Origin of the sequence: Brochothrix campestris FSL F6-1037 (assembly GCF_000525915.1) — a bacterium.
Taxonomy (GTDB): Bacteria; Bacillota; Bacilli; order Lactobacillales; family Listeriaceae; genus Brochothrix; species Brochothrix campestris.
Genome location: NZ_AODH01000008.1, coordinates 25,355 through 32,498, shown reverse-complemented (window position 1 = coordinate 32,498; position 7,144 = coordinate 25,355). Strand labels below are relative to the sequence as shown.

5 protein-coding genes and 1 pseudogene are annotated in these 7,144 nt (G+C 40.2%); 1 reads left to right on the top strand and 5 read right to left on the bottom strand.

Features of this window, described 5'->3' with window-relative positions:
* Positions 1-203: 203 nt before the first annotated feature.
* From BCAMP_RS02005 to ychF, 5 genes and pseudogenes are all read right to left on the bottom strand, one after another.
* Positions 204-743 (bottom strand): PadR family transcriptional regulator, encoded by a 540-nt coding sequence (locus tag BCAMP_RS02005; RefSeq protein WP_035313262.1) that lies wholly within the window; start codon positions 741-743, stop codon positions 204-206.
* 60 nt (positions 744-803) lie between these two features.
* The gene (locus BCAMP_RS02000) at positions 804-1,952 is read right to left on the bottom strand and encodes a YhgE/Pip domain-containing protein (RefSeq protein WP_035313261.1); all 1,149 of its coding nucleotides are present in this window, start codon (positions 1,950-1,952) and stop codon (positions 804-806) included.
* A gap of 273 nt (positions 1,953-2,225) precedes the next feature.
* Complete coding sequence (locus BCAMP_RS01995; RefSeq protein ID WP_035313260.1) at positions 2,226-3,410, bottom strand: NAD-dependent formate dehydrogenase; 1,185 nt, start codon at positions 3,408-3,410, stop codon at positions 2,226-2,228.
* Positions 3,411-3,859: 449 nt separating this feature from the next.
* A pseudogene (locus tag BCAMP_RS01990) lies at positions 3,860-4,474 on the bottom strand (DUF1129 domain-containing protein); the annotation flags it as partial.
* A 71-nt stretch (positions 4,475-4,545) separates the two neighbouring features.
* Entirely contained in the window at positions 4,546-5,646 is a 1,101-nt protein-coding gene (gene ychF / locus BCAMP_RS01985) for a redox-regulated ATPase YchF (RefSeq protein WP_035313258.1), read from the bottom strand.
* A gap of 192 nt (positions 5,647-5,838) precedes the next feature.
* Between ychF and BCAMP_RS01980 the strand changes: the two genes are divergently transcribed.
* Complete coding sequence (locus BCAMP_RS01980; protein ID WP_035313257.1) at positions 5,839-7,098, top strand: hypothetical protein; 1,260 nt, start codon at positions 5,839-5,841, stop codon at positions 7,096-7,098.
* The last annotated feature ends 46 nt before the right edge of the window (positions 7,099-7,144 follow it).

The window sequence follows — 7,144 nt, the reverse complement described above, 5'->3', positions numbered from 1 at the left end:
TTGAACGTTAGTTCAAGTGACTTTGGCTGCAAGATGACTTGACTGAAAAGAAACGTTGTTATATCCTCTCGTTCTAGTAGGCACGACGAGCGAGTGACGGTGCGCGTACTGATGGTACGTAATCCCGAGCGAGCAAGTCGTAACGACCTAGAACAGCGTTTATCTTCAGTCTGAAAGGAATCTCCTGTGAGATTCCTTTTTTGTTATGATATTTCACTTTTTAATTTAGCGATTAATTCACTCATCCAGGACATTTCACGATTCCTTTTTTCAGTAAAATAACCATCCACGAATTCAACCATCTCACGTTTTTTTCCTTGCGAAATGACATGTGGATACAACAACGATAATTCCTCACTTTTGGCTTGTAATGCTGCTAACTTACCTTCAAATATCGCAACAATACGTGCTTTATCGACGTGTTCTAAAAAGAATAAACCAATCATCATTTCTTCGACACGATGACTTTTTTCAAATACTTCATAAATTTTCAGTGGCAATTGCTTTCGGCCTTTAGCTGTAATTGAAAAGATGTTTTTGTCAGGTCGATGCTCTTCTTTAATTACACGCGTTGTTTCAATAAATCCTTGCTTTTTTAGTGTTTCAAAATGATAGTATAATTTACTCTCCGTTAAATTCCCCAATTTATCAAAGGGAATCGGTTCTGATAATTCTTTTTTTAATTTATAAGGATAATTGTCGCCTTGCATCAGTTTACTCAAAATATAAATCTGAATGGACATCTTACACCTCCAAGTGACTACTAAATTGGATGCTCAGCTATCGAGCGAATCTTCTTTATCTTAGAGTACTACAGGTTGGGTGTCAACGGGAAGCTTTTTATGCACAAATGTGACCACTAACGCATTAATTAACATGGCACCCACTGCTACAGCTGCTAACCCCCATAAAAACGGTACTTGTGAAGTTGAACCAAAAATAACGGCAAAATACGATTGCACGGAATAATACATCGGTGACACATGACTAATCGCATTGAAGTACCCATACATCATCTCACGTGGCATTGTCGCACCATTCGCAATTGTTTGCGACAATAAGATTGGGATATTCAAAATCATCCCACCATCTCCAATTAAGAAGGTAAAAATCGCACAGACGTTAAATGCAGCCATGTAGAGCAAGATTTGTTGGCCCGCAATTTTGATTAAAACATCGGAGCCCATCTCGGTTAGGAAGAAGGCCACTGTGACTGCAAAAATCGTTGAAACAATCGCAATAATTAACGCTGCCCCTTGGACATAACCGAACAGTTTGACCCGCGACGCCCGCCCACGACTTTGTTTAAAAGCACTAACTAATTGCATTGCACCAATCATGGCACCTACATAACAAGCCATTGTTAAAAACATCGGTAACATGTTGTTATTCATACCGTCAGGCACATCATTAATAATGACATAATTACCAACATAAGCTTGATCAATTTGTTTCGCAATCGCTGCTGACTGCTCTTTTGGCACGTTCATGTTTAACAAAACACCTTCGGCCGTTTTCGTTGAGAAATTCGCGCTCAACTGTGTATTTATTTCTGAAACGACTGATTTCATTGCAGAAGAAACCATCGTTGCTGAAGCTTCGTTGACCGTAAAGTCAATTTCAGCTGCTTTTCCTTTTGTTGCATTATCCGAAAATGATTCTGGAATATGAATCACTAACGCATACTTATTATCTTCAAGTTTCTTCATTGCATTTTCATTCGTTAAATCACTGTTTATTTCAAAAGGAAGGCTCTTCGCTAATTCTTTTGAAATTTGCGTGCCTGCTTGTCCTTTATCATCATTTACAATCGCTACTTTCAGTTCATCCATATTAGCTGGTAATGCTGAATAACCTGTTAAAAAGATTAATAACATTGCTACTGCATAAAAAATCCCCATAAAAATCGAAGCCTTAACCCCTGTTAATCCCATAAATTTTTTGAAATTCATTTATTCTATCTCCTTCTTCCGGTTTTTCACAAAAGTACTTTGTACAAAGTACTTAACTTTTTATATATTATACTAAGACTCGTTGTTTGTAAAGTTATACACAGCAAAAAAGCCACCGCAACAAGCGGTGGCTCAAGATTGTAGAAAAAGTCGAATTAAACTGCTTTTTCTGTGAAAAGTAGCAACAGTAACTAGTCGCTATTCTTTTGCATTCCAATATCTTCAAAGTTAAACGAGGTGAGTTCACTATTATTCCTTCGGTTGCTGGTACTTTTATGCTTTTTCAGCACCAGCTGTCGCATTGCCTTCACCGTAAGATTTAGCGCCGACACCGGCTAGTTTACCATCTTTAATAATCAAGTATTCATCACGAATCGGACGATTTTCAAAATAACATTCCAATATTTCACGGGTACCGGCTGCATATCGTGCTTGCGCAGATAAACTCGACCCCGAAATATGAGGTGTCATGCCGTGATTCGGCATCGTACGCCATGGATGATCGCTTGGCGCTGGCTGTGGAAACCAGACATCACCTGCATAGCCTGCTAATTGGCCACTTTCTAACGCCCCGACAATCGCATCGCGCTCACACAGTTTCCCGCGAGCCGTATTAATCAAGTAAGCACCCTTTTTAAAGTCTTTTAAACTGGCGCGATTAATCATATGTTCTGTTTCAGGGTATAACGGGCATTGTAAATTAACGACATCACACACTTTTGTCAAACTGGCCACACTCTCATGATAAGTTAAACCTAGCTCTTGTTCGACTTCGAGCGGTAAACGACGGCGGTCATAATAATGCAGATTCACATCAAACGGTTTTAATAAGCGCAAGACGCGTAGACCAATCCGACCTGAGGCTATCGTACCAACGTGCATGCCTTCAATGTCATAAGAGCGCGATACACAATCAGCAATGTTCCAACCACCTTTACGGACCCATTCATTAGATGGCAGGTAATTACGAACAAGTGACAACATCATCATAACAACATGTTCAGCCACACTATGACTATTGCTATAGGTAACCTCTGCCACAGTAATATTATGTTTGCTGGCTGCTTCTAAATCAGTATGATCGGAACCAATACCAGCCGTAATAATTAGTTTTAACTTCGGTGCCTTCGCCATCCGTTCGGCTGTCATATAGGCTGGCCAAAACGGTTGCGAAATAATAATTTCCGCGTCATGTAATTCCTGTTCTAACACACTGTCGCTACCATCTTTACTCGATGTAACAATTAATTCGTGGCCGAGACTTTCTAAATACGACCGCAACCCTAGTTCACCAGAAACACTGCCTAATAATTCACCGGGATTAAAATCGATTGCTGTTGGTGATGGCACTGTTTGACCGTCTGGATAATGTGTGACTGTTGGTAATGTTGTTCGGGCATAAGCTGGTGGAAAACCCGTTTCTGGATCATCGTATAAGACACAAATCACTTTAGCCATGTGTTTCCTCCTTTAATTAAATGATTAAATCACCCTAATTAATGCGAGTTTCACGATTCCTCGACGTCGATTTTGGTTGCGCTTTCACCCGCACTTACACCATACATAATCTCATGTCTTTTGTCCACAGATAAGCTAAAAAAACCTTCAGCATTTAGCTGAAGGTTTCAGATTGTAGACAAAGTCGAATCAAACTGTTTTTTCTGTGGAAAGTGGTCAAGCGAGTTTGTCTACAAGATGATAAAACTGAATAGAAACGTTGTTATATCCTCTAGTATTTAAATCACCCAAGTTTAGAACGACTTTAAATTCTTTTGTTCTAGGAAACACGAGCCTTTGAGGTGAGTGTACAAATGGTACTCGACTTCAATAAGGCGAAGCATTGACGACCTAGAACAGCGTTTATCTTCAGTCTGAGACCTTCAGCATTTTGCTGAAGGTCTCAAATGTTAGAACCGAGTAATCGGTGTGATATTGTATTTACGTTTAAGGTACCATTTTAATACTAAGACTAGCACACCGAGAATAATTGCCATTGGCGGTTGTAAGACAATGTTCCAGTTAACCGGTAAGATAGCTGTAAAGACAAAGGCTAACAACATCCACACGATGACAAATACGACTGCATATAAGGCATACTTCAGTAAGCCTTTTTTACCTTGATCTCTAATTTTCAACGTGTAATATTGCATACCGGCCATCCCAGCCCCACCAATTACAAACGACATTAGAATTAATGAAATTGGAATCGATGTGACACTTTCATTGGATTTGCCGATAAAGGCCGTTGCTGCAACTGCAAGCAACATAATTCCCATAACGAGTAAACCACCATCAACACCACGTAGCCACCAAGACGCTTCTTTTGGTTTTGGTTTCGTGATAACTTCATTTTGTTCCGCCGCAAACTGTTGCGGTGTTTTGCCATAATGTTGACGTGCTGTTACATTTTGTTTTTGAGCGGTCTGTACTTCGGTCGCCATCTCATCTACTAATGTTTTAATTTGATCGGCTGGCAAGACTGCTGCCGTACGAAGATGACGTTCAACATCCACAATGTATTGTCGATTTTTTTTTCGTTAAGCCTTCGTGATTGAAACCATATGTTTGTTCCATCAAGTACTCCCCCTATTAATTAAACGTTAAATAAGAAATGTAACACATCGCCATCTTGCACAACGTAATCTTTACCTTCAGCACGGACACGTCCAGCTTCCTTGGCTGCTTTTTCTGATCCATACTCAACTAAATCAGCATAAGCTGTAGTTTCCGCACGAATAAATCCACGTTCAAAGTCAGAGTGAATGATGCCGGCACATTGCGGTGCTTTCATCCCTTGTTGGAACGTCCAAGCACGAACTTCTTGCACACCCGCTGTGAAGTAAGTTGCTAAACCAAGTAATGAGTAAGCTGAATGGATCAGTAAGTCTAAGCCTGATTTTTCAACGCCCATCGCTTCGAGGAAATCAAGTTTATCTTTATCATCAAGTTCCGCAATTTCTTCTTCGGCACTTGCACAGATTACGATAACTTCAGCTTTTTCTGCTGCTGCATATTCACGTACGCTTGCAACAAATTGATTTTCACTGCCTTCTGCTACTTCATCTTCAGCAACGTTTGCCACATAAAGGACTGGTTTAGATGTTAGTAAAAACAACCCGTTCATGATTGCTTGTTCATCTTCGCTTAAATCTAATGAACGAGCCGGTTTATTATTTTCTAATGCTTCTTGTACTTTTACAAGCACTGCTAATTCATCCACCGCTTCTTTATCACGTTGTTTCGCAAGCTTTTCAACACGCTTCACACGTTTATCCACTGATTCTAAATCCGCTAAAATAAGTTCAAGGTTGATTGTTTCGATATCATCCAAAGGATTAATACGACCTTCAACATGGGTGATGTTTTCATCAATAAAACAACGGACAACATGACAAATGGCATCCACTTGACGAATATGAGATAAGAATTTATTACCCAATCCTTCACCTTTACTCGCACCACGTACTATTCCAGCAATATCGGTAAATTCAAATGTTGTGGGAATTGATTTTTTGGGGATATACATTTCAATCAGTTTGCCTAGACGTTCGTCTGGAACTTCGACACGACCTACGTTTGGGTCAATTGTTGCAAAAGGGTAGTTCGCTGCTTCTGCACCAGCTTTTGTAATTGCGTTAAATAAGGTTGATTTACCAACGTTTGGTAAGCCAACGATTCCGGCTGTTAATGGCATTGTTTGCACTCCTTTAATTCTCGTTAATTGTATTTTATATTATAGAGGTTTTTTAATGAAATTGAAATCAAAAATCCGTCTCTCCTATCATACCATAAAATCAAAAATGATTTTAATAGCTATGTTTTGTCCAACGATTTACAATAGAAGTATCCAAACAGCACGTTAATTTGCGACAAGAGAGGATTAATTATGCAAACTAAAACACTCTTTTTTGAAGGTCAAGATGGCAAAAAAGCTTTTTATGGTAAACCCTCTATAGCAACCATCGAAGCCGGACTTGCTCAGTTACAACATCAGCAGCTAGCGAGGCGTTTCCCTACACCGATTAAGTCGACAATAACAGCAGACACAACGCTCAATCAAACAGATGGGCTTCCCGTTTCAGGCACCTTTTTAGTCGGTACAGCCCTTAATAAAGGTAAATATATCAGTTTTCAGTTAGAAAATACGAGTGCGACGTTCGAAGGACGACAATGGGTTAATGGCGATGGACGGCAACAATTGGAATTACTTGAAACAACCGCCGCTCATATTAGTGGGAAAATGAATGAATTTCCGAAAGGGAGCGGTCGTTTTTCAATTATGTGTACACAAATTAAGCCACTTCATTTAGATGAAACGGCGGCCCAAGCGTTGCAACGACAATTACCAGAAGATGTTAGCTTTCAAGCAATCGTCGATGAATTTTTTTATTATATCTCCCTGCTTGATGAAGCGCATCAACAAGCTACCTTTACGCTACTCGATGAGGTATGGACTGACTTTGCAACACGCTATGGTGCCAAAGGCCATCACCATAACTACCGCGGTGGTTTGTTACAACATACTGTAGAAGTTTTACGGATTGCCACAACGATTTTCGCACAGAGTGATGACCCGCTGACCTTAGCAAAACATTTTAATGTGCTAGTGCGACTGTTCCAATCGTTAGGTTGGCAAGAAATGCTCACCAGTGTGGCAAAGGAGCAACCACGGTTACCCTTTAACAGCTATTCTGAAGCGAGTGAACATCTTTTAAGTATTTGTCAGCAAACGTTAGCTGCTCACTTACACGATCAAGGTTCAATCAATACGTTGGTGTTTGGCATTATTTTTCATGACATCGGTAAAATCATCGAATACAGTACGGTTGGTGATAATTCGGGCGAAAAATACAAGCTCTGGTTTGGCGCGGACTTTGAAGTGCCACATTATCGCGCAGGAGCAATTGATATGGATGTCATTGGCAAACGTTTTGGCCACATCCAACTTGGCGTGATGTATCTATCACGGGCAATGTATCAACAAGCAACGTTGCTGCCGCTAAATGCTTGGCTCGATGCCATCGCGATAATTCAATCACATCATGGCAAAGCCGAGTGGGGGTCACCACAACAACCGCGTACAACAATTGAGCTAATGGTACATCTCGCTGACTTTATTGATTCACGTATTGCGAGTGAACATTAAAGCTGTGATACCTACTGAAAAAGCAGTCAAAAAAAGCATCGACATA